This window comes from Anaerotignum faecicola, assembly GCA_024460105.1.
In the GTDB taxonomy this organism is placed as follows: Bacteria; Bacillota; Clostridia; order Lachnospirales; family Anaerotignaceae; genus JANFXS01.
The window spans coordinates 1-383 of record JANFXS010000612.1 but is presented as its reverse complement, the minus strand read 5'-3'; the positions used below and the strand labels follow the sequence as shown (position 1 = coordinate 383).

The 383-nt window shown below is 50.9% G+C and carries 1 protein-coding gene; it reads left to right on the top strand.

Annotation, left to right across the window (positions count from 1 at the left end; all coding sequences use genetic code 11):
* Positions 1-110: 110 nt before the first annotated feature.
* Positions 111-383, top strand: a 273-nt coding sequence (locus NE664_15635; protein MCQ4728065.1) for a TRAP transporter substrate-binding protein, incomplete at its 3' end; no start/stop codon positions are given.

The window sequence follows — 383 nt, the reverse complement described above, 5'->3', positions numbered from 1 at the left end:
GGCAGGTGCAGACGGCTGGACAAGTATTTCCAGGCCATTGCGGAAAAAAACTGGCAGAAAGGAGGTACTGTGCTGTGAGAATAAAGGCGGTGTTATTGTTTGGTTTAGCAATGGTTATTCTGACTGCATGCGGCGGACGGAAGGAAGATCAGAAAATGGCTTCTGCTCCTGAATTCGTTTTTACGTATGCAGAGAATCAGGCAGAAGACTATCCCACAACACAGGGGGCCTGCAGATTTGCTGATCTGGTGGAAGAGAAGACCGGAGGGAGAATTAAGATTCTGGTCAAGGCGGACGGCAATCTGGGCGATGAGAAGACGGTAATCGAGCAGATACAGTTCGGCGGAGTCGATTTTGCGCGTGTGTCCCTGACGCCATTGGCG